Here is a 20,583-nt window from a genome sequence, read left to right as displayed (position 1 = left end):
CCACCGCGTTTGATCGAGCGCCCGGTTCCCGGAGACAGCACATGCAGTGGATTCGTCAAGTCAGCCTGGTCAAGCGGGTCACGATCGGCTTTGCCGCGATGGGGGCCCTGGTGGGCGCTGCCGGCGGCTGCGCCGCCTGGGCCCTGGTGCGGCAGGCCGACGCCCTGGAGGCCCTGGCAAAGGCGCCCGGCGGCATCAAGCCGGCGGACCTGCTGGCACAGCACGAATGGGCGGCCAGCCTGTCCTGGGGTTTCGGCGCGACGGCACTGGCCGGTGCGGCGGCGGCCCTGCTGGCCGGCTGGCTGATCCGCGGCAGCATCAAGGATTCGGTCGAGTCGACGGTGCACTGCGTGGTGCGCATCGCCGGTGGGGACCTCGAAACCAAGATCGATTCGCCGGGGAAGGACGAGATCTCCTGGCTGCGCGCCGAGCTGAACTCGATGCGCAAGAAGCTTCGCTCGGCGGTGCTGGAGGTGCGCCAGACGGTCGACAGCGTGAACCACGCTTCCGACGAGATCGCCAGCGGGAACACCGACCTGTCCACGCGCACCGAGAACCAGGCCAGCGCGCTGCAGGCGACCACCAGCGCCGTGCGCCAGCTGGCCGACACCGTGCGCAGCAATGCCGACAGCACGCGGGAGGCCCGCAGCGTCGTGGCCCAGTCGAGCGCGGTGGCCGAGCGCGGTGCACAGACCATGCGCGAGGTCGTCGAGCGCATGGGCGAGATCAACGCCAGCTCGAACCGCATCTCCGAGATCATCGGCGTGATCGATGGCATCGCATTCCAGACCAACATCCTGGCGCTGAACGCCGCGGTCGAGGCAGCGCGGGCCGGCGACCATGGCCGCGGCTTCGCGGTGGTGGCTTCCGAAGTGCGCAGCCTGGCCCAGCGCAGCTCGACGGCGGCGCGCGAGATCAAGGTGCTGATCGGCGATTCGAGCGAGCGTGTCGACGCGGGCTCGAAGCTGGTCAACGACGCCGGCCAGACCATGCAGGAGATCGTCGACAGCGTGACCCGCGTGTCGGGCCTGATCAACGACATCGCCGAAGCCGGCCAGTCGCAAAGCAGCGACATCGGCCAGGTGGACAACGCGATCACCCAGATCGACACCATGACGCAGCAGAACGCTGCGCTGGTCGAGCAGCTGGCCGCGTCGGCCCAGGCGCTGCGCGGCCAGTCGACCCGCCTGCACGACTCGATGAAGAGCTTCCGCGTCGCGGCCTGATGTCGGCCCCTACGCCGCTTCGCGTCGGTCCCCCACGGGGATCAGGCCGCTTGGGGCGGCCCGGCGCGGCCTGATCAGCGGCTGCTGGCGCCGCGCCGCTTCGATGCCGCGGCGGCCGCCGGCTGCGGGAAGGCCTCGGCCAGCGTCATCACCCGGCCCGCGCCTTCGGCGGCATAGCCGGAGATGCGGTCCACCGTCTGCCGGAAATCGTCGCTGGCCATGATCTGCAGCGCCTGCTGCACATGCGGCAGCTCGAGCGAGCGCTCGTCGCACAGCAGCAGGTAGCGCTCGGTCTGCAGCGGGATGAAATCGAGCTTGAACCGGCGTGCCGGCGCCTCCAGCCCGAAGCCCACGTCGGCCATGCCGCTGGCCACGTAGGCCGCCACCGCGGCGTGCGTGTATTCGCCTTGCTCGTAGCCGGCGATGCGGGCCGGTGCGATGCCGGCCCTCTCGAGCAGCAGGTCGAGCAGGAACCGGGTGCCCGAGCCGGGCTGGCGGTTGATGAAGCGCACGCCCGGGCGGGCCAGGTCAGCCACCTCGTAGACCTTGCGCGGGTTGCCCGCGGCCACCATCAGGCCCTGGCGCCGCGTGGCCACGTGGATCAGGCGCCGGCTCGCTGGCTCCAGCCAGGGCGCGTAGTGCGCCACGGTGCGGGCCTCGAACTCGCCCAGCGGTACGTGAAAGCCCGCGAGCTCGCAGGCGCCGTCGTGCAGGGCCGCGACCGCTTCGACGCTGCCGCCGTACTTCAGCTCGACCGGCACCTGCGCCGCGACGAGGCGGTCATGCAGCGTCGCGACCGCAAAGCCGTGGCTGGCATGGATGCGCAGCGAGCTGGGCCGCTCCATCAGCACGCTGCGCAGCTCGACCTCCAGCTCCGACGCCAGCGTGTCCAGCACGGGCGACAGCCGCGCCGCGATGCGCCGGTCGGCCCAGACGAGCTTCTCGGCCAGCGGCGTCAGCAGCGAGCCCTTGCCGCGCTCCATCAGCAGCAGCGGTGCGCCGAACAGCGCCTCGCCCTGGCGGATCAGCGCCCACGCGTGGCGGTAGGACACCTGGGCCTTGCGGCAGGCGGCGAGCAGGCTGCCGTGCTCCTGCACATCGACCAGCAGCCGGATGACGCGGGCCGGCAACTCTTCGCCGCCGGGCTGGCGGATGGACCACTGGGGCTGGATCGAGACGCGGTGCATGGTGGTGATCAGGGTCATCCTTCGGCTGTCGACAGCATAAGGCATTCGCCGCCGTTGTCATATTGCGCCCAATGGAACAGCTGCCTACAGTCGGCGCAACGGCAGCGATTGCTTTATGCCTGCCGCGGCACATGATTGGAGACACAGCCCATGGCAGAAGCGATCGACATCGACAGCGTGCGCCGGATCGCGGCCGCGCACCAGGCCACGCCCGGCGGCTTGCTGCCGGCGCTGCATGCGATCCAGGAGGCGCTGGGTCACATCCCGCCCGATTCGGTGGGGGCGATCGCTGAAGCGTTCAATCTGTCGCGCGCCGAGGTGCACGGCACGATCAGCTACTACCCGCACTTTCGCAGCCAGCCCGCCGGGCGCTGCGTGGTGCAGGTGTGCCAGGCCGAGGCCTGCCAGGCGATGGGGGCGCCGGCGCTGATGGCCCACGTGCGGCAGCGGCTTGGTTGCGCGCCGCACACCAGCTCGCCGGATGGCGCATTCACGTTGGAGCCGGTGTACTGCCTGGGCCTGTGTGCCTCGTCGCCGGCGGTGGTGATCGACCAGGCGGTGCACGGCCGCATGACGCCGCAGAAGTTCGACCGGCTGGTGGCCGAGACGGAGAAGTCGGCATGAGCCTCGCCCGGCCGCCCGAAGAGGCGAATTCCCTCTCGGAGGGACAGGGCCGCAGGCCCAAGGGTGCACCAATGAGCCGGCCGGTGACGGTGTACGTGCCGCGTGATTCCGCGGCGCTGGCGGTCGGGGCCGATGCGGTGGCGGCAGCCATCGCGCACGAGGCCGCGCAGCGCGGCGTGGGCGTGCAGATCGTGCGCAACGGCTCGCGCGGCCTGTTCTGGCTGGAGTCGCTGGTCGAAGTGGCCACGCCGCAGGGGCGGGTGGCCTACGGCCCGGTCGAGCCGGGCGATGTGCCGGCGCTGTTCGATGCCGGGTTCCTGAGCGGCGGCGCGCATGTGCTGTCGCAGGGCCTGACCGACGCCATTCCCTACCTCGCGACGCAGCAGCGCCTGACCTTCGCCCGCATGGGGATCACCGACCCGCTGTCGATCGCCGACTACGAGGCGCACGAAGGCTTCGCCGGCCTGCGCCGCGCGATCGCGGCCGAGCCGGCGGCGGTGGTGCAGCAGGTGCTCGACTCGGGCCTGCGCGGGCGCGGCGGCGCCGCCTTCCCGACGGGCATCAAGTGGAAGACCGTGCTCGCCACCGAGGCGGCACAGAAGTACATCGTCTGCAATGCCGACGAGGGCGACTCCGGCACCTACTCCGACCGCATGACGATGGAGGGCGACCCCTTCATGCTGATCGAGGGCATGACGATCGCCGGCCTGGCCGTGGGCGCCACGCGTGGCTACGTCTACGTCCGATCCGAATACCCGCATGCCATCGCGACGCTGAACGAGGCGATCGGCATCGCCCGCCGCGCCGGCTACCTCGGCCCCGACGTGCTCGGCTCGGGTCGCGCCTTCGAGCTCGAGGTGCGCGTCGGCGCGGGCTCCTACGTCTGCGGCGAGGAAACCGCGCTGCTCGAAAGCATCGAGGGCCGGCGCGGCGTGGTGCGCGCCAAGCCGCCGCTGCCGGCGATCGAGGGCCTGTTCGGCCAGCCGACGGTCATCAACAACGTGATCACCTTCGCCAGCGTGCCGATCGTGATGGCGCGTGGTGCCGCGCACTACCGAGACTACGGCCAGGGCCGCTCGCGCGGCACGCTGCCGATGCAGCTGGCCGGCAACATCAAGCGCGGCGGTCTGGTCGAGCGCGCCTTCGGTGTGACCTTGCGCGAGCTGCTGTTCGACTACGGCGGCGGTAGCGCGACCGGCCGGCCGATCAAGGCCGTGCAGGTCGGCGGGCCCCTGGGCGCCTACGTGCCCGAATCGCAGTGGGATGTTCCGCTCGACTACGAGGCCTACGCGGCGGTCGGCGCCACCGTCGGCCACGGCGGCATCGTCGCGCACGACGACACGGCCGATCTCTCGAAGCTGGCCCGCTACGCGATGGAGTTCTGCGCCATCGAAAGCTGCGGCAAGTGCACCCCGTGCCGCATCGGCTCGACCCGCGGGGTGGAGGTGATCGACAAGATCACGTCGAACCAGAACCGGGTGCAGCAGGTGAAGCTGCTGCGCGACCTGTGCGACACGATGGTCCACGGCTCGCTGTGCGCGATGGGCGGCATGACGCCGTTCCCGGTGTTGTCCGCGCTGAACCACTATCCCCAGGATTTCGGGATCGAGACGCCCGACCGCGAAGCCGCCTGACCTACCGGAGCCAACATGCACGATTCCCTGCACGACATCGATCGCGGCACCCCCAAGCGCGAATCGGCCGAAGAGGTCACGCTCGAGATTGACGGCCAGCTCGTCACCGTGCCCAAGGGCACCTCGCTGATGCGCGCGGCCACCGACGCAGGCGTGATGGTGCCCAAGCTGTGCGCCACCGACAGCCTCGAGCCTTTCGGTTCGTGCCGGCTGTGCCTGGTGGAGATCGAGGGCCGCCGGGGCTTTCCGGCCTCGTGCACGACGCCGGCCGAAGCCGGCATGAAAGTGCGCACCCAGACGCCGCGCCTGCAGGAGCTGCGCAAGGGCGTGATGGAGCTCTACATCTCCGACCACCCGCTCGATTGCCTGACCTGCGCGGCCAACGGCGATTGCGAGCTGCAGGACATGGCCGGCGTCACCGGCTTGCGCGAGGTGCGCTACGGCTTCGACGGCGCCAACCACCTGCAGGCGAAGAAGGACGAGTCCAACCCGTACTTCACCTACGACGCGAGCAAGTGCATCGTCTGCAACCGCTGCGTGCGGGCCTGCGAGGAGACGCAGGGCACGTTTGCGCTGACCATCAGCGGGCGCGGTTTCGAATCGCGCGTCTCGCCGGGCCAGGACCAGGCCTTCATGGATTCCGAGTGCGTGAGCTGCGGCGCCTGCGTGCAGGCCTGCCCGACCGCGACGCTGCAGGAGAAGTCGGTCATCTGGCTGGGCCAGGCCGAGCACAGCGTGACGACCACCTGCGCCTACTGCGGCGTGGGTTGCGGCTTCAAGGCCGAGATGAAGGGCAGCGAGGTCGTGCGCATGGTGCCCTGGAAGGACGGCGCTGCGAACGAGGGCCACTCCTGCGTCAAGGGCCGTTTCGCCTGGGGCTACGCGACCCACAAGGACCGCATCACCACGCCGATGATCCGCAAGAAGATCACCGACCCGTGGACGGTGGTGAGCTGGGACGAGGCCATCCAGTACGCCGCCAGCGAGTTCAAGCGCATCCAGGCCCAGCACGGGCGCGACGCGATCGGCGGCATCACCTCGTCGCGTTGCACCAATGAGGAGACCTACCTCGTTCAGAAGCTGGTCCGCGCGGCCTTCGGCAACAACAACGTCGACACCTGCGCCCGCGTGTGCCACTCGCCCACGGGCTACGGCCTGAAGCAGACGCTGGGTGAATCGGCCGGAACGCAGACCTTCAAGTCGGTCGAGAAGGCCGATGTCGTTCTCGTGATGGGCGCCAACCCGACCGACGGCCACCCGGTGTTCGCGTCGCGCCTGAAGAAGCGGCTGCGCCAGGGCGCGAAGCTGATCGTGATCGACCCGCGCCGCATCGACCTGGTGAAGTCGCCGCACATCCGCGCCGCGCATCACCTGCAGCTGCGGCCGGGCACGAACGTGGCGATGATCACCGCGCTGGCGCATGTGGTCGTCACCGAAGGCCTGCTGGCTGAAGACTACATCGACGAGCGTTGCGACCTGAAGTCCTACCGCGAGTGGAAGGAGTTCGTCGCCCGGCCCGAGAACTCGCCGGAGGCCACCGAGGCCATCACCGGCGTGCCGGCCGCCGAGGCGCGCGCCGCGGCGCGGCTGTTCGCCACCGGCGGCAATGCTGCGATCTACTACGGCCTGGGCGTCACCGAGCACAGCCAGGGCTCGACCACCGTGATGGGCATCGCCAACCTGGCCATGGCCACTGGCAACGTCGGCCGCGAGGGCGTGGGCGTGAACCCGCTGCGCGGCCAGAACAACGTGCAGGGCTCGTGCGACATGGGCTCGTTCCCGCACGAGCTGCCGGGCTACCGCCATGTGTCCGACAGCAGCACCCGCGCGCTGTTCGAGGGCGCCTGGGGCGTGCCGATTCAGCCCGAGCCGGGCCTGCGCATCCCGAACATGTTCGACGCGGCGCTGTCGGGCAGCTTCAAGGGCCTGTACTGCGAGGGCGAGGACATCGTGCAGTCCGACCCCAACACGCAGCACGTGGCCGAGGCGATGATGGCGATGGAGTGCGTCGTCGTGCAGGACCTGTTCCTGAACGAGACCGCGAAGTACGCGCACGTCTTCCTGCCCGGCTCCAGCTTCCTCGAGAAGGACGGTACCTTCACCAACGCCGAGCGCCGCATCTCGCGGGTGCGCAAGGTCATGCCGCCCAAGGCCGGCTATGCCGACTGGGAGGTCACTCAAGCGCTGTCGAACGCGCTGGGCTACCCGATGAGCTACCGCGACCCGGGCGAGATCATGGCCGAGATCGCCGCGCTGACGCCGACCTTCTCGGGCGTGAGCTTCGACAAGATCGACCGGCTCGGCAGCATCCAGTGGCCCTGCAACGACGACGCGCCCGAGGGCACGCCGACGATGCACATCGACCGTTTCGTGCGCGGCAAGGGCAAGTTCATCATCACGCAGTACGTGGCGACCGACGAGAAGGTCACGCGCCGATTCCCGCTGATCCTCACGACCGGGCGCATCCTGTCGCAATACAACGTCGGCGCGCAGACGCGGCGCACCGAGAACAACCGCTGGCACAGCGAGGACCGGCTCGAGATCCACCCGCACGACGCCGAGGAGCGCGGCATCAAGGACGGCGACTGGGTCGGCATCGCCAGCCGCGCCGGCGACACGGTGCTGCGCGCGCTGGTCAGCGAGCGCATGCAGCCGGGGGTCGTCTACACGACCTTCCACTTCCCCGAATCGGGCGCCAACGTGATCACCACCAACAGCTCCGACTGGGCCACCAACTGCCCCGAGTACAAGGTGACGGCGGTGCAGGTGATGCCGGTGCAGCAGCCGTCGCAGTGGCAGCGCGAGTACAGCCGGTTCAACCAGGTGCAGAACGAGCTGCTCGAGGCGCGCCGCGCAGCTCCAGTGGAAACGGTGGTGGCCAAATGAAGCTCTGCGACATGCCTTCTTTCGCTTCGCCCGAAGGGGTGCGCCACGCCGCGGTGGTGCGCTGGCGCGACGGCCGGCGCAGCGAGCTCGACGATCAGCTCGTCGAGGAGGTGCCGGTCGCGCTGGCCTTCAACGGCATCTCGCATGCGGTGATGCTGGCCAGCCCGCTCGACCTGGAAGACTTCGCGCTCGGCTTCGCGCTGAGCGAGGGCATCGTCGACAGCGTCTGCGATGTCTACGGCTGCGAGGTCGAGCACAGTGCTGCCGGGGTCACCCTGCAGATCGAGGTTTCGTCGCGCAGCCTGGCGCGGCTGAAGGAGCGGCGGCGTGCGCTCGTCGGCCGCACCGGCTGCGGCCTGTGCGGCGCCGAGAGCCTGGCGCAGGTGCACCGCCCGCTGCCGCTGGTGGCCGCAGGCCCGGCGCTGTGTGCCACGCACATCAGCCGGGCCGTGCGCTCGCTGCGCTCCTTGCAGACCCTGTGCCTGGCCACCGGCGCCGTGCACGCGGCCGCCTGGTGCGCTGCCGACGGCCAGGTGCAGCTGCTGCGCGAGGACGTCGGACGGCACAACGCGCTGGACAAGCTGATCGGCGCCGCCGCGGGCGAGCCGGCGCTGGTCGACGGCTTCATCGCCATCACCAGCCGCGCCAGTGTGGAGATGGTGCACAAGGCCTGCGTGGCCGGTGCCCGCCTCGTGGCGGCCGTTTCGGCGCCGACCCACCTGGCCGTGCAGGCCGCGCACGAGGCCGGGCTGTGCCTGGTGGGCCTGGTGCGTGGCGACGACCTGGTGATCTACACCCACCCGCAGCGCGTGCTGCTCGACGAGACGATGGGGGCGACGCACTGATGGATGCCGACAACCTGGTCCAGATGGCCAACCGCATCGGCAGCTTCTTCGAAGCCATGCCCGACCGTACCGAGGCCATCGAAGGCATCGCGCTGCACATCCAGCGCTACTGGGAGCCGCGCATGCGGCGCGAGCTGCTCGCGCACGTCGACGAGGCGAAGGGCGCCGGGCTGAGCGAGATCGTTCGGTCGGCGATCGACGCGTACCGCGCCAGCCTGGAGCCGGTCACGGCGTGAAGTAGGCATGCGCCCGCAGCGCGGCGAGTCGCTTGCCGGCGCTGGGGTGGGTGAGCGTGTCGCCCGCGCTGCCTTGCTGCTGGAAGACCGTCAGCATCTCGTCGTGGCAGCTCAGGCCGCCCGCCTCGGCCTGCGGCCGGCAGCGGCCCATGGCCTGCAGGGTCTGTGCGGCGAAGGCGTCGGCCTGGTACTCCTGCTGGTGGGCCAGGCTCGACGCGTCGCGCTGCAAGCGGGCGTTGACGGGGTCGGTGCGCTCGCGCGTCACCTCGCCCGGCACCCACTTCTGGTAGAGCATGACCATCTGCCGCCAGTGGCCCTGCATGACGTGCCCCATCTCGTGGGCGAGGATGAAAAGCCGCACGTCTTCAGGCAGCCCGGCCAGCTGCTCGTTGGCCACCACGACGTGGCCGTGCAGAGTCTCGGCCATCACCGGGCCGCGGATGACGTGCAGCGCCACCTCGGGGCTGCCGGGCGGCAGCGCTCGGCGCAAGGCATCGAAGCTGGCGAGGATGGTCTGCGCCTCGGCGCTGTCCGGCTCGGCCGCCGCCATCGAGGCCAGCCGCATGTCCTGCGAGCGCCGCAGAACATCGACGATGTCCTCGCACCACGCTGGGCCCGCGGTCGCCAGCGCCAGCACCAAAATCAACCATCTCATGCTGCATCTCCGCACACTGGGCGCTCCATCACCCACCATGCAGGCTTCTTCGGCAACAAGCGTGCCGGAACTGAGGGTAAGTCCTAGCGCGGCTGGGAACCCGGGTTGCCTTCGATCAGCCCCCAGTTCAAGGCGACCAAGGTCAGCTCCGACTGGTTGGCGGTGCCGAGCTTCTGCTTCACGTGGTACAGGTGCGTGCCCACGGTGCTGGGCGACAGCTTCAGGTTCTCGGCGATCTGGGCCACGCTCAAGCCCCGGGCCAACTGCACGAAGACCGAGAACTCGCGCTCGCTCAGGGCCTCGGCCGGGCTGGTCTCGCCGCGCACCTGGGCCATGGCCAGCGCCTGGGCGGTCTGCGGGTCGACATAGGCCTTGTTGGCCGCCACCGCGGTGACGGCGGCGATCAGCGCGTCCGGCGCGCTGCGCTTGGTCAGGTAGCCCAGGGCCCCGGCGCGCAGCACGCGCCGCGGGTGGGCGGTGTCCTCGTGGGCCGACAGCACCAGCACCCTGGCCTTGGGGTCTTGCGCCAACAGCCGGCGCACCGCCTCGAGGCCGCCCATGCCGGGCATCGAGATGTCGAGGATGACCACGTCCGGCTTGGCCCGGGGGTACTCGGCGCAGGCCTGCTCGCCGCTGTCGGCCTCGGCCACCACCTCGACCTGGGCATCGGCCAGCAGCATGCGAAAACCCATGCGCACCAGCGCATGGTCGTCGACGAGCATCACTCGGATCATGGGGCAGCCGCCGGAACCGGCAAGTGGACCTGGAGCTGCACACCCTGGGGGGCGGCAGGCGAAATGCTGAAACGGCCACCGAGGCCCTGGAGCCGCTCGGCCAGCCAGCGCAGGCCATAGTGCCCGTCGTGCGCCGGCCAGCCGGGCGGCAGGCCCCGGCCGTTGTCGGTCACCGTGAGCACGACCTCGGCGCCGTCGTAATCGACCGCCAGCGCGACCCGGCTGGCCTGGCCGTGGCGCAGGGCGTTGGTCACGCCTTCCTGCGCCGCGCGGTACAGGGCCAGCGCCGCGTCGGCCCCGATCGGCGCCTCGGCCAGGGCCACCTGCGCATCGATGGCCAGGCCGGCGTGGCTGCGGCGCGTGCGCTCGACGAGGTCGTTCAGCGCCTCGGCCAGGCCGAAGCTGTCGAGCACCAGCGGCGTCAGCCGCGGGATGATGCCGTGCATGGCGTCGTACAGATGCGAGGCCTCTTCGGCGATCAGGCGCGCGGCGTGCTCGGCCTGCGGGTCGAGGGCGTGCATGCGCTGGGCGATCGACAGCGCCATGCTGCGCATCGCGGTCACCGACTGGCCGAGTTCGTCGTGCAGCTCGCGGGCGATGACGCGCCGTTCATCCTCGACATGGCGATCGACCCAGCGCGACAGTTCGCGCTTGTCGTTCAGCTCCATCTCCGCGCGCGCCGCGCGCCGTTCGGCCTCGATGTGTTGCTGCAGCTCGCCGACCATGCGGTTGAAGGCCGCGCCGATCGCGGCGGCCTCGGTGCCGGGCAGGGGCGGCAGGCTCACGTCGAAGCGGCCGGTCTGCAGCCGGTTCAGCGCCTCGACGATCTGGCCGAATGGCCGCACCGTGCGCCCCACGAGCCAGAACACGCCGCCGTTGACGGCCACCAGCAGGGCCACCGCCGACAGGCACAGCACGACGGCTTCGTCCCACGCATCGAGCACCGCACGCGAGGCGTTGGAGCGCACGATCAGCTTGCCGTCCGGGAAGGCGATCGACCGCTCGGCCTGGGACGGCGCGATCAGCTGGGTGAACCAGCCGGGTGCGTCGCGGCCGGCCTTGTACTCCGACGGCGGCGAGTGGTAGAGCTCGGCACCCCGGGTGTCCAGCAGCATGATGTCGTTCGAGCGCACCCGCCCGACGCCTTGCAGGAAGGCCAGCATGCCGCTCGTTCCTTGCGCCGCGTAGAGCCACACGGTGCGGTCGAGCAACTGGGCGGTCACCCGGTTGGCGGCCACCACCTCTTCGCGTACCGAGGCGTGCATGCTGCGCAACTGCAGCCCCAGCACGATCGCCAGGAACATCAGGGTGAGCACACCGACGATCAGGTTGATCTTGAGTCGGAGGTTCATTGCAGCCCGATGGTACCCACCGATACCCTAGGCACTCTCATGAAAATCATGAAGTGCGATTCATGATGACACGGCTGGAGTGTGCGGCAGGGTCGAGCGACCATGCGTCACGGGACTTCGCTGTCCCCGCGGCCGCCGACCGGCGGTCGTGAGACCCTGTCAAGGAGACCCCCTCATGCAATGGCAAACCCCCACCGCGGTCGACTACCGTTTCGGCTTCGAAATCACCCTCTACATTTCGGCACGCTGAAATAGCGTCCTCGCGCTCTTCACTGGCGCTGACCCATCAAGGGCCTTGCGCGGATCCGGCTCTGCCGGTCTGCTGCAAGAGCCCCCTTGGGGGGCAGCGACCGGAAGGGAGCGTGGGGGCCAACAACCCATGCGTATCACTGTCCTGGGCGCCTCGGCGGGCGGCGGCTTCCCCCAGTGGAACTGCAATTGCCGCAACTGCGCGGGCCTGCGGGCCGGTACCGTACGCGCCAAGCCCCGCACCCAATCGTCCATCTTCGTGCAGCCCGATGATTCGGCCGATGGCGTGCTGTTCAACGCCTCGCCCGACATCCTCGAGCAGATCCGCGCCAACCCGGCGCTGCAACCTGGCCGCGCGCTGCGCGACACGGCGATTGCCGGCGTGGTGCTGATCGACGGGCAGATCGACCACGCCACCGGCCTGTTCATGCTGCGCGAGCGCGGCTCGGCGCTGCCGCTGTGGTGCACCGACGCCGTCGCCGACGACCTCACGCAGGGCAACCCGATCCTGCGCGTGCTCGGCCACTTCTGCGGCGTGCAGCGCCATGCCATCGAGCTCGACGGCCGTGCCTTCAGCGTGCCGGGCGTGGCGGGCCTGTCGTTTCGCGCGATGCCCTTGTCGAGCAAGGCGGCGCCGTACTCGCCGCACCGCGACGACCCGGCGCCGGGCGACAACATCGGCGTCACCATCACCGACCAGCGCAGCGGCCGCAGCGTGTTCTACGCGCCGGGCCTCGGCGTCATGACGCCGGCGGTGTTCGATGCGATGGCCAGCGCCGACGCGGTGATGGTCGACGGCACCTTCTGGACCGACGACGAGATGATCGCGCTGGGCCTCAGCAGCAAGCACGCGCGCGAGATCGGCCACCTGCCGCAATCGGGCGAGGGCGGCATGATCGAGTGGATGGCCAAGCTGCCCAAGCACACGCGGCGCCTGCTCATCCACATCAACAACACCAACCCGATCCTCGACGAAGACTCCGAGCAGCGCGCCGTGCTGACGCGCGCAGGAATCGAATTGTGCGAAGACGGTATGCGCATCAAGCCCTGACACCATGAGCCACATCGAAAACACCGCGGCCTGGAGCCGAGTCGAGTTCGAACAGCAGCTGCGCGAGCGCGGCCGCTCGTACCACATCCACCACCCATTCAACGTGATGCTCAACACCGGCCGCGCGACGCGCGAGCAGGTGCGCGGCTGGGTGGCGAACCGCTTCTACTACCAGATCGCGATCCCGATCAAGGACGCGGCGGTGATGTCCAACTGCCCCGACCGCGAGGTGCGGCGCGGCTGGATCCAGCGCATCCTCGACCACGACGGCTTCGAGATCGGCGGCATCAAGGACCCGGGCGGCATCGAGGCCTGGCTGCGGCTGGCGCAGGCCGTGGGCCTGACGCGCGAGGAGGTGCTCGACCAGCGGCATGTGCTGCCGGCGCTGCGCTTCGCGGTCGATGCCTACGTGAACTTCGCGCGCCGTGCGCCGTGGCAAGAGGCCGTGTGCTCGTCGCTGACCGAGCTCTTCGCCCCCGAGATCCACAAGCAGCGCCTGGCGACCTGGCCCGAGCACTACCCGTGGATCGAGTCCGAGGGCCTGGGCTACTTCCGCAACCGCGTCACCCAGGCGCGGCGCGATGTCGAACAGGGCCTGGCCGTCACGCTGGACTACTTCAACACCCGGCCGCTGCAGGAGCGCGCCCTCGAGATCCTGCAGTTCAAGCTCGACATCCTGTGGGTGATGAACGACGCGATGGCCGGGCACTACGGGGTGAACCCGTGAGCCCAGTGACGCCGGCCATCCAGCCGCGCGTCTCGCCGGGCTTCCGGCTGCAATGGGAGCCGGCGCAGGATTGCCACGTGCTGCTCTACCCCGAAGGCATGGTCAAGCTCAACGGCAGCGCGGGCGAGATCATGAAACGCTGCGATGGCGAGAAGACCGTGGCGGCGATCGTCGCCGACCTGGAGCAGGCCTTCTCGGCCAGCGGCCTGGAGCCGGACGTGCTCGCCTTCGTCGCGCTGGCCGGCAAGCAGCGGTGGTTGACATGGACATGAACTCGACCGTCTCGCAGCAGGCAGCGCGACCTGGGCCGCCGCTGTGGCTGCTCGCCGAGCTGACCTACCGCTGCCCGCTGCACTGCGTGTTCTGCTACAACCCGGTCGACTTCGCGCGGCAGGAGGAAGAGCTCGACACCGAAGGCTGGTTCCGCGTGCTGCGCGAGGGGCGTGAACTCGGCGCGGTGCAGTGCGGCCTGTCGGGCGGCGAGCCGCTGGTGCGCGACGACCTCGAGCTGATCGTGGCCGAGGCCCACCGGCTGGGCTACTACACCAACCTGCTGACGTCCGGCGTGGGCCTGACGGCCGCGCGTGCCGAGGCGCTGAAGGTCGCCGGGCTGGACCATGTGCAGCTGTCGTTCCAGGATTCGACGCGCGAGATGAACGACTTCCTCTCGCACACCAAGACCTTCGAGCTGAAGAACCGCGTGGCCGGGCTGATCAAGGCCCAGGGCTGGCCGATGGTGATGAACGTGGTGATCCACCGCCTGAACATCGACCACATGGACCGCATCATCGGCATGGCCGCCGAGCTCGGCGCCGAGTACCTGGAACTGGCCAACACCCAGTACTACTCGTGGGCGATGGTCAACCGCGACCAGCTGCTGCCCACCCACGAGCAGCTTCGCCGCGCCGAGGCCACCACCGACGCCTGGCGCGCCCGCCTGGGTGACCGCATGCGCATCTTCTTCGTCACGCCCGACTACCACGAAGGCAAACCGAAGAAGTGCGTCAACGGCTGGGGCAACATGTTCCTGAACATCGCGCCGGACGGCACGGCCTTGCCGTGCCACACCGCGCGCATGCTCCCGGGCCTGAGCTTCCCGAGCGTCAAGTCGCACAGCCTGCGCGAGATCTGGTTCGACTCCGAGGGCTTCAACCGCTACCGCGGCACCGGCTGGATGAAGGAGCCCTGCTCCAGCTGTGAACACAAGGAACAGGATCTCGGCGGCTGCCGCTGCCAGGCCTACATGCTGGCCAACGACCCGGCGGCGGCCGACCCGGTGTGCGTGAAGAGCCCGCACCACGGCTTGGTGACCGAGGCCGTGCGCCAGGCCACCGAGGCTGCATCGGTGTCGAAGGTGGTCGAGCATCCATTGGTGTTCCGAGACCCCGCCAACTCGCGCCGCCTGAGCGCGCCGGCATCGGCCGTCGACTGAACGCGAAACGGCGCCGCGCCGCCTACTGCACCAGGTTCAGGATTTCCAACTGCTCCGGCACGGTTTCGAAGGTGCCGGTGCCGGCGGGCATCTGCATCAGCGGCCGGGCGTTCGCATCGAGCAGCCAGACGCTGGGGTAGACCAGCAGGCGGGCGCGCTGGTCGCCGATGGCTCGCTGGAAATCCGCATAGGCCCGGCTGGTGGTGCCGATGCGGAAGTACAGCGTGTCGGCCTGGACCGACAGCTCACTGCGCAGGTCGACGACGATGTAGCCCGAGAAATGCGGCACCAGCTCGCGCGCGTTCGTCGCGAGGAAGGCCTCGTACCGGCGGCAGTAGCGGCAGTCGCTCGCGCCGAGGTAGACGTACAGCGGCTTTTTCTCGTGCCGCGACCGTTGCAGCGCGGCGCTCAGGTCGAACTCGCGGTGCGCCGGCGGGCCGCGCGGCGCGATGACCATCGGCGAATAGTCGCTGGGTACCCCGGCCAGCACCGGTGCGGCCGCCAGCAGGACGGCCAGCGCACCCAGGGCGGCGCGTAGTGTCGTCATGGCACCGCCAGCGAGCCGACGAAGTGGGCTTCCTTCGAGTCTTCGACCTCGGCCCGCAATTCGCCCGGCCCATGCGGCACGAAGTTGAAGCGCAGCGTGGGGTTCTCGCTGACCGAGAAATCGAGCTCGGCGTCGAAGACCTTGCGCCCGCCATAGCTCACCTTGATGCTGCGCACGAAATGCGGCGGGATGAACATCACCGTCTGGTTGTTCAGCTCGAAGCCGGTGTCGTTCGGGTGCACGACCGTCACATCGGCGGTGGTCGGCGCGTCGAGGTGGACGCCCTCGGGCAGCCTGAACACCGTCTTGCCGATCAGCTGCGGCGCGTCGCGGTTGGGCGGTGCCGAGCAGCCGCCGGAGGTCTTGACGTAGCGCGAGTCCATGTGCAGCTCACCGTTCGACAGCTCGCTGACCACGCGCACGTGGCTGTATTCGTCCACCCGCAGCCGGGTCTCGAAATCGGCCTGGCCGACCTCGGTGCTCAGGTCGATCACCGCGGCCACCGGCGACGGGTTCTTGTCGATCACCAGGTAGATGCGCTTGACGTAGAGGTCGGCGGTCTGGGGCAGCTTCGACACCACCTTGACCGGCACCGAGGCGCCGTAGGCCGCCCGCAGCGGCACGATCAGCTGCACACGGGTGCCGTCGGCCACGACCTTGCGGGCTGGGAATAGCCGCTCGCGCAGCGCCTCCCACTGGGGCGACGAATCGGTGTGGGCGGCGGGCGGGGGCAAGCCGCCGATCGCTGCCTGCACCGGCGCCGGCGCCAGCATCGACAGCGTCATCGCCAGCAGGGCCCCGCTGAAGGGGCCGGTCAGCCAGGTCATCGTGGGGCTCCCGTTGGTGGCTCGCCGAACATCAGCGCGCGCTCCAGGCGCAAGAAGACGATCGAGGCATTGCGCCGGTGGATGGTGTCGTACTGGTCCCACTGCCGGTACTCGGGCAGGTCCGCGGCATCGGGCACTTCGCTCAGCGGGGCGCCCTGGCGAAGCAGCGCGGCCACGCGCGCTTCGAGCCGCAGCAGGTAGCGCTCGACCGAGTCGATCACGTCCGGCGTGGTCATCGTCCCGTGGCCCGGCACGACGGTGCTGAGCTTCAGCGTGCGCAGGCCGGCGAGCGCTCGCTTCCAGCCTTCGAGATCGCTGTCCTGCACGTCGGGGATGCGCCGGTGGTCGATCAGGCCGCCGCCGAACAGCGTGCCGGTGCGCAGGTCGAACACCGCGATGTCACCGGGCCCGCTGGAGTGCCCGTGATACTGCACCAGCACCGGCCGGCCGATCATGTCCATCGCATGCGAATCGTCGAAGACCTCGTCGGGCCGGAACACGGTGGTGCCGCGCATCGCCTCTTCGCCGAGTTCGCGTTGCAGCGCCTTCAGGCACCCGTCGCAGCGCGAGGCCATCAGCTGCGCCGCGCGGCGATGCATCTGCACCGGGATGCCGCGGGCCTGGAAAGCCGCCGCGCCGAACAGGAACTCCTGCCGGGCGTGGGTGACCAGCGCCAGCCGGACCGGCTTGTCGGTCACCTGGGCGATGGCCTGCAGCAAGGCCTCGCCATGCTGGAACGAGGTGCCGGTGTCGACCGCGATCACCCCGGCGCGGCCGACGATGAAGCCAGCGTTGCCGACACGGCCCAGGTTGGCCGCGCTCGCTTCGCCGGGCGCACCCTGCATCATGTAGACGCCGGCTTCGACCTCGATCGCCGTGCTGGTCGTGGCCGAGGGCTCGGCGGCGCGGGCGCGCGCCAGCCAGGGGGCCGTCGACGCGAGCGCCAGCGCGGTGAGCAAGGAGCGGCGACCGGCCTGCATGACGGACCTACTTCGTCTCGATAAGCTTCTTCAGGTTGGCCAGGCCGCTCGTGTACACGCCGGTGATGGCCTTGACGGCGGCTTCGTCGTTGCGATCGGGCGGCGGGTCGTTGTTCGGGTAACCGCGGTAGAAGGCGCCGCGCCACTCGACGAGCGCCTTGCCGCCCTCGTCGCTGACCGAGAGGGTGGAGGTGTAGTTCGTCACCGGCAGCGCACCGCCATCCTTGGCGCGGTAGCTGTATTTCTTCAGCGCGTCGTTGTAGCTCTCGAGCGATTCGATCACCTCGCCGCCGCCCTTGAGCTTGAGCGTGCGCACCGAGCCTTCGTTGTTGCCGTTGTCGGCGGGGCTCTCGGCCACCGCCGGGTGCCAGTCCTTCAGCGAACCGAAGTCCTTGATCCTTGCCCAGACGACATCGGCCGGCGCGTCGATGGTGATCCGCTCGACCACCTTCTGGCGGGTCGGGCCGTGGGCTTGTGCAGTGCCGGCGAGGCTGGCCATCAGGCTGAGGGCCAGGGCGGGTGCGACCGCGGGGGCGGTCCATCGGCCGAACCATCGGCCAAGCACGCGTTGCAGCATGGGAAGTGTCTCCTTGGGGGGTGTGAGGGGAAAGGGTGTGTCGATCGAACGGCTCATGGCGGCGTGCCGATGAAGGCGCCGAAGCCGCGGCTGTTGCTTCCGGTGGCGATCTGGGCGGTGACCTGCCCGGTGCGGGCATCGAGCACGCTGACGCGGTCGTCCATCCAGTTGACGACATACACCTGGCCCCTATGCGCGGCAATGCCCTCGGGGTAGCCGAAGCCGGTCAGCGTGCGCAGCACCGAGAGGGCCCGGGCGTCGATCACCGTGACCGTGTCGTCATGCTGGTTGGTCACGTACAACAGCGTGCCGCCATCGGCGAGCGCCGCGCCGTAGGGCGCCTTGCCGACAGGCACGGTCGCGATCACGGCGAGCGTGCGGGTGTCGATGACCGAGACGTCGTTGCTCTGCACGTTGAGCGCATACAGCCGCTGGCGGGGCGCATCGTGCAGCAGCGCGAAGGGGTGGGAGCCGACGTGCACCCGCGCGCGCACCTGCCACAGCGCGGTGTCGATCACCGCCACGCTGTCGTCGTCGCGTTCGGCCACGAAGACGGTGGTGCCGGCGGCGTCCACCGCCACGCCGGCCGGCGCCTTGCCGACGGCGACCGTGGCGATCGCCTGCCCGTCGCGCGTGTCGAACACCAGCAACTGGTTGGCGTACCAGTCGGCGGCGTAGAGCCGGGTGCCATCTGCCGACGCGGCCAGGCCCACCGGGCCGCTGCCGGCGGGCCACTGGGCGATCTGCTTCTGCGTGCGCATGTCGATCACCGAGATCGATTTGCTGTCGGGGTTGGAAATGAAGACCTTGCCGACCGCGCTGGCCGCGGCGACGCCGGCCGGCGATCGACCGACCGGCACGGTGGCCACCACCTGCTGCGAGGCGAGGTCGATCACCGAGACATCGTGGCTGCCCTGGTTGGTGATGTAGGCGAACGGCGAAGCGAGCGCCGCAAGGGGCGCGGCCAGCATCCACGCGGCCACCCATGGCGCGCGGCGCACGCCGGCCGGAGCCGGCTCAATTTGAGGGTCGCAGCGTGAGGGCGCTTTCAAATCGAAGGTCCTTCGAATCGACCACCTCGGCCTTGAGCTCGCCCTCGCCGGTGGGCACGAACCAGAAGCGGAAGTTCGGGTTCTCGCTGATCGCGAAATCGAGCTCGGCCGACAGCACGGGCTTGCCGGCGTAGCTGATGTCGAGCTTCCGCACGAAATGGGCTGGCGTGTACTGGCGGGTCGACTGGTCCATTGCCAGGCCCGAGTTGTTCGGGTGGCTGATCATCAGCTGCGCCAGCACCGGCTTGTTGCGTGTCACGTCGCCGTCGACCCGCAGGCGCATCTTGCCCAGGCTGGCCAGCGCGGCCTGCGCATCCTTGCCGGGCGGCGCCGAGCATCCGCCCGAGGCCTTGACGAACCTCGTGGTCATGTAGAGCTGGCCGTCGTTCGTCTCGGCGATGGCCCGCACATGGGTGTACTCGTCGACGCGGACGCGGGTCTCGATGTCGGCCTGGCCGCTCTGCGGCGTGAACTGGAAGACCGCGGCGAGCGGCGTGGGGTTGTTGTCGATGATCAGGTAGAGCTTGTCGACACGTCGCGTGGCCGACGGCGGCAGCCGGGTGCGCACGGCGATCGGCACCACGGCGGCATCTTCCGCGCGGGTCGGCGCATCGAGCTGCACCACCTCGTCGGCGCCGGCCTTGATCGGCCGGTCGGCGAAGAGGGCGGCGCGCAGCTTCTGCCACACCGGGTTGGCCTCGGGGTTGTCGGCGGATTTCAGCTGCGCCTGCGCGCTGCCTGCAGCAAGCAGCCCGGCGACGGCCAGGCCCGCCATCCGGGCGAGCCAGCGGCGCTTGGATGCGATCATTCTTCCCACTCCAGTTCGGCGTAGGCCGCGGTCACGTTGCGGCGGTGAAAGCGCTCGGCCAGCAGCCAGCCCGCGGCGCCGGCGTCGACCCGGTCGACCGCCTGCTGGATGGTCAGCTTGTTCTTCAAGGCGGCGCGCGTCTCGGCGAGCAGCGCGCCGAGGTAGCGCTGCTCGGCCACCAGCGCCCCCGGCCACTGGTGGCTCGTCGGTCCGTGGCCGGGGATCGCGAGCGCGACGTCGTCCCGGCGTGCGATCTGCGCCAGCACGTCCAGCCAGCCGCGCAGGCTGCCGTCGAGCACCGGGATGTGGTCGGCGAAAAGCAGGTCGGCCAGGAACAGGGTGCGCGTGGCCGGGTCGTAGACCGTGAGGTCGTTGTCGGTGTGCGCCGTCGGCCAGGCCTGGAGCTGCAGCACCCGTTCGCCCAGGTCGAGCTCGATCGGCTGATCCACCGCCACGCTCGGGAAGATGATCTGCTCGGCGCCGAGCGCCAGCGCGAAATCGCGCTGCAGGGTGTTGCGGAAGTAGCGCTCGCGCGCGCCCAGGGCCGCGCCGAAGCGGGCGCTGGCGACGAAGCGGGGCGGCGCGGAGCCACCCGCGAAAGCGCTGTTGCCCAGCACGTGGTCGGGGTGGGCGTGGGTGTTGATCACGTAGCACACCGGCAGCGGCGTGGTGCGCTCGATCGCCGCACGCAGCGCCTGGCCGACGGCCGGCGTGCCGCCGGTGTCGATCACCGCCACGCAGCGGCGGCCAACCACGAAACTCAGGTTGGCGATGTCGCCGCCGTTGCTGGGCACCCAGTCTTCGAGCCGTCCGGCATGCAGGTACACGCCGGGCGCCACCTGCGAGACCGACAACGGCACCACGCTCGCCGTGGCCTGCGCCCACGCGCACCCCGCCCAGGCCAGCAGGCCGAGGGCCAGCCGGCGCCAGGCTGAGGTGGCGCTGCGTGACATG

General features: G+C 69.9%; 22 protein-coding genes. 11 read left to right on the top strand and 11 right to left on the bottom strand.

Going from position 1 to position 20,583, the window contains the following annotated elements:
* Positions 1-41 precede the first annotated feature (41 nt).
* Positions 42-1,226, top strand: coding sequence for a methyl-accepting chemotaxis protein (locus tag VJ693_RS23375; RefSeq protein ID WP_324158243.1), 1,185 nt, complete (start codon positions 42-44; stop codon positions 1,224-1,226).
* 74 nt (positions 1,227-1,300) lie between these two features.
* Here the strand turns inward: VJ693_RS23375 and VJ693_RS23370 are convergent, their stop codons facing one another.
* Complete coding sequence (locus VJ693_RS23370) at positions 1,301-2,413, bottom strand: substrate-binding domain-containing protein (protein WP_414652358.1); 1,113 nt, start codon at positions 2,411-2,413, stop codon at positions 1,301-1,303.
* Between the two features lie 150 nt (positions 2,414-2,563).
* Here VJ693_RS23370 and VJ693_RS23365 point away from each other — a divergent pair, with 150 nt between their 5' ends.
* The 5 genes from VJ693_RS23365 to VJ693_RS23345 all read left to right on the top strand — a co-directional run bounded on the left by VJ693_RS23365 (position 2,564) and on the right by VJ693_RS23345 (position 8,638).
* Positions 2,564-3,037: a formate dehydrogenase subunit gamma gene (locus VJ693_RS23365; RefSeq protein ID WP_324158239.1), complete on the top strand. Its 474-nt coding sequence runs from the start codon at positions 2,564-2,566 to the stop codon at positions 3,035-3,037.
* A gap of 71 nt (positions 3,038-3,108) precedes the next feature.
* A complete protein-coding gene (locus VJ693_RS23360; RefSeq protein ID WP_324158237.1) occupies positions 3,109-4,671 on the top strand; it encodes a formate dehydrogenase beta subunit in 1,563 nt (520 codons plus the stop codon).
* Between the two features lie 15 nt (positions 4,672-4,686).
* Positions 4,687-7,557, top strand: a complete 2,871-nt coding sequence (gene fdhF / locus VJ693_RS23355; protein WP_324158235.1) for a formate dehydrogenase subunit alpha — start codon at positions 4,687-4,689, stop codon at positions 7,555-7,557.
* A gap of 11 nt (positions 7,558-7,568) precedes the next feature.
* Positions 7,569-8,402 (top strand): formate dehydrogenase accessory sulfurtransferase FdhD, encoded by an 834-nt coding sequence (gene fdhD / locus VJ693_RS23350; protein ID WP_324158233.1) that lies wholly within the window; start codon positions 7,569-7,571, stop codon positions 8,400-8,402.
* Positions 8,402-8,638 carry a formate dehydrogenase subunit delta gene (locus tag VJ693_RS23345; protein WP_324158231.1) on the top strand — a complete coding sequence of 79 codons (237 nt, stop codon included), beginning with the start codon at positions 8,402-8,404 and terminating at the stop codon, positions 8,636-8,638. The genes fdhD and VJ693_RS23345 overlap by 1 nt, the downstream gene beginning before the upstream one ends.
* On the opposite strand, the gene VJ693_RS23340 is transcribed toward VJ693_RS23345, so the two are convergent.
* The 3 genes from VJ693_RS23340 to VJ693_RS23330 form a co-directional block, all read right to left on the bottom strand.
* The gene (locus VJ693_RS23340) at positions 8,628-9,293 is read right to left on the bottom strand and encodes a M48 family metalloprotease (protein ID WP_324158229.1); all 666 of its coding nucleotides are present in this window, start codon (positions 9,291-9,293) and stop codon (positions 8,628-8,630) included. The genes VJ693_RS23345 and VJ693_RS23340 overlap by 11 nt on opposite strands.
* Before the next feature lie 83 nt (positions 9,294-9,376).
* Positions 9,377-10,027: a response regulator transcription factor gene (locus tag VJ693_RS23335; protein WP_324158227.1), complete on the bottom strand. Its 651-nt coding sequence runs from the start codon at positions 10,025-10,027 to the stop codon at positions 9,377-9,379.
* Positions 10,024-11,379 (bottom strand): HAMP domain-containing protein, encoded by a 1,356-nt coding sequence (locus VJ693_RS23330; RefSeq protein WP_324158225.1) that lies wholly within the window; start codon positions 11,377-11,379, stop codon positions 10,024-10,026. The genes VJ693_RS23335 and VJ693_RS23330 overlap by 4 nt, the downstream gene beginning before the upstream one ends.
* Before the next feature lie 175 nt (positions 11,380-11,554).
* Here VJ693_RS23330 and pqqA point away from each other — a divergent pair, with 175 nt between their 5' ends.
* From pqqA to pqqE, 5 genes are all read left to right on the top strand, one after another.
* Positions 11,555-11,629: a pyrroloquinoline quinone precursor peptide PqqA gene (pqqA, locus tag VJ693_RS25740; RefSeq protein ID WP_414652357.1), complete on the top strand. Its 75-nt coding sequence runs from the start codon at positions 11,555-11,557 to the stop codon at positions 11,627-11,629.
* Between the two features lie 129 nt (positions 11,630-11,758).
* Positions 11,759-12,679 carry a pyrroloquinoline quinone biosynthesis protein PqqB gene (gene pqqB / locus VJ693_RS23325; protein WP_324158223.1) on the top strand — a complete coding sequence of 307 codons (921 nt, stop codon included), beginning with the start codon at positions 11,759-11,761 and terminating at the stop codon, positions 12,677-12,679.
* 4 nt (positions 12,680-12,683) lie between these two features.
* A complete protein-coding gene (gene pqqC, locus VJ693_RS23320; RefSeq protein ID WP_324158221.1) occupies positions 12,684-13,406 on the top strand; it encodes a pyrroloquinoline-quinone synthase PqqC in 723 nt (240 codons plus the stop codon).
* A complete protein-coding gene (gene pqqD, locus VJ693_RS23315) occupies positions 13,403-13,678 on the top strand; it encodes a pyrroloquinoline quinone biosynthesis peptide chaperone PqqD (protein ID WP_324158219.1) in 276 nt (91 codons plus the stop codon). The genes pqqC and pqqD overlap by 4 nt, the downstream gene beginning before the upstream one ends.
* Positions 13,669-14,838: a pyrroloquinoline quinone biosynthesis protein PqqE gene (gene pqqE, locus VJ693_RS23310; RefSeq protein ID WP_324158217.1), complete on the top strand. Its 1,170-nt coding sequence runs from the start codon at positions 13,669-13,671 to the stop codon at positions 14,836-14,838. The genes pqqD and pqqE overlap by 10 nt, the downstream gene beginning before the upstream one ends.
* Before the next feature lie 22 nt (positions 14,839-14,860).
* On the opposite strand, the gene VJ693_RS23305 is transcribed toward pqqE, so the two are convergent.
* Genes VJ693_RS23305 through VJ693_RS23275 form a run of 7 tightly spaced genes read right to left on the bottom strand, consistent with a single transcriptional unit; the run spans position 14,861 to position 20,582 of the window.
* Positions 14,861-15,385, bottom strand: a complete 525-nt coding sequence (locus VJ693_RS23305) for a thioredoxin family protein (protein WP_324158215.1) — start codon at positions 15,383-15,385, stop codon at positions 14,861-14,863.
* Entirely contained in the window at positions 15,382-16,212 is an 831-nt protein-coding gene (locus VJ693_RS23300) for a quinoprotein dehydrogenase-associated SoxYZ-like carrier (RefSeq protein ID WP_324158213.1), read from the bottom strand. The genes VJ693_RS23305 and VJ693_RS23300 overlap by 4 nt, the downstream gene beginning before the upstream one ends.
* Entirely contained in the window at positions 16,209-17,192 is a 984-nt protein-coding gene (locus VJ693_RS23295) for an MBL fold metallo-hydrolase (RefSeq protein ID WP_324158211.1), read from the bottom strand. The genes VJ693_RS23300 and VJ693_RS23295 overlap by 4 nt, the downstream gene beginning before the upstream one ends.
* Before the next feature lie 7 nt (positions 17,193-17,199).
* Positions 17,200-17,769 carry an SRPBCC family protein gene (locus tag VJ693_RS23290; RefSeq protein ID WP_324158209.1) on the bottom strand — a complete coding sequence of 190 codons (570 nt, stop codon included), beginning with the start codon at positions 17,767-17,769 and terminating at the stop codon, positions 17,200-17,202.
* A 53-nt stretch (positions 17,770-17,822) separates the two neighbouring features.
* Complete coding sequence (locus VJ693_RS23285) at positions 17,823-18,770, bottom strand: YncE family protein (RefSeq protein ID WP_324158207.1); 948 nt, start codon at positions 18,768-18,770, stop codon at positions 17,823-17,825.
* 16 nt (positions 18,771-18,786) lie between these two features.
* Positions 18,787-19,629, bottom strand: a complete 843-nt coding sequence (locus VJ693_RS23280; RefSeq protein ID WP_324158205.1) for a quinoprotein dehydrogenase-associated SoxYZ-like carrier — start codon at positions 19,627-19,629, stop codon at positions 18,787-18,789.
* A complete protein-coding gene (locus VJ693_RS23275) occupies positions 19,626-20,582 on the bottom strand; it encodes a quinoprotein relay system zinc metallohydrolase 2 (RefSeq protein WP_324158203.1) in 957 nt (318 codons plus the stop codon). Before VJ693_RS23275 ends, VJ693_RS23280 begins: the two co-directional genes overlap by 4 nt.
* Between the last annotated feature and the right edge of the window lies 1 nt (position 20,583).

It is taken from the genome of Ideonella sp. (genome assembly GCF_035254525.1).
GTDB lineage: Bacteria > Pseudomonadota > Gammaproteobacteria > Burkholderiales > Burkholderiaceae_C > Ideonella.
Note: the sequence above shows the minus strand (reverse complement) of the source record. Positions and strands in the feature narration are given on the sequence as shown.

Coding starts and splice junctions, on each gene's coding strand:
- VJ693_RS23290 (WP_324158209.1), bottom strand. CDS start 17,769: ATGCTGCAACGCGTGCTTGGCCGATGGTTCGGCCGATGGACCGCCCCC.
- pqqB (WP_324158223.1), top strand. CDS start 11,759: ATGCGTATCACTGTCCTGGGCGCCTCGGCGGGCGGCGGCTTCCCCCAG.
- fdhF (WP_324158235.1), top strand. CDS start 4,687: ATGCACGATTCCCTGCACGACATCGATCGCGGCACCCCCAAGCGCGAA.
- pqqE (WP_324158217.1), top strand. CDS start 13,669: ATGGACATGAACTCGACCGTCTCGCAGCAGGCAGCGCGACCTGGGCCG.
- pqqC (WP_324158221.1), top strand. CDS start 12,684: ATGAGCCACATCGAAAACACCGCGGCCTGGAGCCGAGTCGAGTTCGAA.
- VJ693_RS23300 (WP_324158213.1), bottom strand. CDS start 16,212: ATGACCTGGCTGACCGGCCCCTTCAGCGGGGCCCTGCTGGCGATGACG.
- VJ693_RS23370 (WP_414652358.1), bottom strand. CDS start 2,413: ATGCACCGCGTCTCGATCCAGCCCCAGTGGTCCATCCGCCAGCCCGGC.
- VJ693_RS23275 (WP_324158203.1), bottom strand. CDS start 20,582: ATGTCACGCAGCGCCACCTCAGCCTGGCGCCGGCTGGCCCTCGGCCTG.
- VJ693_RS23365 (WP_324158239.1), top strand. CDS start 2,564: ATGGCAGAAGCGATCGACATCGACAGCGTGCGCCGGATCGCGGCCGCG.
- VJ693_RS23340 (WP_324158229.1), bottom strand. CDS start 9,293: ATGAGATGGTTGATTTTGGTGCTGGCGCTGGCGACCGCGGGCCCAGCG.
- VJ693_RS23295 (WP_324158211.1), bottom strand. CDS start 17,192: ATGCAGGCCGGTCGCCGCTCCTTGCTCACCGCGCTGGCGCTCGCGTCG.
- VJ693_RS23335 (WP_324158227.1), bottom strand. CDS start 10,027: ATGATCCGAGTGATGCTCGTCGACGACCATGCGCTGGTGCGCATGGGT.
- VJ693_RS23305 (WP_324158215.1), bottom strand. CDS start 15,385: ATGACGACACTACGCGCCGCCCTGGGTGCGCTGGCCGTCCTGCTGGCG.
- VJ693_RS23375 (WP_324158243.1), top strand. CDS start 42: ATGCAGTGGATTCGTCAAGTCAGCCTGGTCAAGCGGGTCACGATCGGC.
- fdhD (WP_324158233.1), top strand. CDS start 7,569: ATGCCTTCTTTCGCTTCGCCCGAAGGGGTGCGCCACGCCGCGGTGGTG.
- VJ693_RS23345 (WP_324158231.1), top strand. CDS start 8,402: ATGGATGCCGACAACCTGGTCCAGATGGCCAACCGCATCGGCAGCTTC.
- VJ693_RS23360 (WP_324158237.1), top strand. CDS start 3,109: ATGAGCCGGCCGGTGACGGTGTACGTGCCGCGTGATTCCGCGGCGCTG.
- VJ693_RS23330 (WP_324158225.1), bottom strand. CDS start 11,379: ATGAACCTCCGACTCAAGATCAACCTGATCGTCGGTGTGCTCACCCTG.
- VJ693_RS23280 (WP_324158205.1), bottom strand. CDS start 19,629: ATGATCGCATCCAAGCGCCGCTGGCTCGCCCGGATGGCGGGCCTGGCC.